The sequence below is a fragment of the Collinsella sp. AK_207A genome (assembly GCF_902501965.1).
Lineage (GTDB): Bacteria > Actinomycetota > Coriobacteriia > Coriobacteriales > Coriobacteriaceae > Collinsella.
The window spans coordinates 1-715 of record NZ_CABWID010000021.1; the positions used below are offsets into that span (position 1 = coordinate 1).

Consider the following 715-nt stretch of genomic DNA (forward strand, 5'->3'; position numbering starts at 1 on the left):
TCGTCTCCCTTCCAATCGTAGTAAAGCTCGGTCTTGACCATCGAGAAGAAGTTTTCAGCCTTCGCATTGTCGAGGCAGTTTCCTTTGCGGGACATGGACTGGACTATCCCCATCCGCTCAAGCGCGAGTCTGTAGGTGGGCATCTGGTACTGCCAGCCCATGTCCGAATGCAGCAACGGGGCGCCTTCGCCATCGAGCCTGCCCTCGAGGCCCGCCAGCATCTCGAGGACCATCTTCATGCTCGGGGACCTGGATATCGAGTAGGCGACGACCCCGTCGTTGTAAAGGTCCACCACGGGCGAGAGGTAGAGCTTCGTGCCGCCCACCTTGAATTCGGCGGCATCGGTCACCAGCTTGGTCATCGGGTCCTCCGCCTTGAAGTCGCGGGCCAGCAGGTTCGGGGAGGACTTGCCGACCTGGCCCATGTAGGATCGGTACCTCCTGCGCCTGCGGGTCCGGCACAGCAGCCCCTCCTCGCGCATGACCTTGAGCACCGTCTTGTCGGCGATGCGGATGCCGGCCGCTTTGCGCAACGCGGCGGCAACGCGTCGGTATCCGTATCTGAACTGGGATCTCTCGCATATCCCCGCTATGACCGGCCGCTCGGTCGCCTGCCTGTCGGAGGGAGGGTTCGCCTCGTGGTAGTAGTAGGTGGAACGCGACATCCCCATGAGCTTCAGGAGCGTGGAGAGTGGGTATTCCCGCCTCAGCGACT

1 protein-coding gene is annotated in these 715 nt (G+C 62.4%); it reads right to left on the minus strand.

Features of this window, described 5'->3' with window-relative positions; genetic code table 11:
• On the minus strand, window positions 1-715 hold a 715-nt coding region (locus GDJ97_RS08250; RefSeq protein WP_152070818.1), incomplete at both ends, for an IS3 family transposase.